The following is a 256-nucleotide window of genomic DNA, read 5'->3' on the forward strand; positions in this document are numbered from 1 at the left end:
CTGGCGATGGCCGAAGAACAGCCCATCCGCCCGGAGCACCTGCCCGATGACTTTTTTGTGGATTTGCTGGGGCCGACACAGGAGCCCGCCAGTGAGCGTCTGGATGACAGCGTCGACCTGACGCAGCGCTTGAAGGCGGCGGGCGGCAACATATCCCACCTCGCCCGCGAACTGGGGGTGAGCCGCAATACCCTGTACAAGCGCCTGCGTCAGAACGAAGGCTGAAGCAGCGCGCTGGCGCACGCCTACCGATACC

At 64.8% G+C, this 256-nt stretch carries 1 protein-coding gene; it reads left to right on the forward strand.

The window, feature by feature from the left end:
- Positions 1–225, forward strand: a 225-nt coding sequence (locus AC0L3U_RS39720; protein ID WP_473365169.1) for a helix-turn-helix domain-containing protein, incomplete at its 5' end; no start/stop codon positions are given.
- Positions 226–256 lie beyond the last annotated feature (31 nt).

Source organism: Bradyrhizobium sp. Kon69, assembly GCF_055807515.1.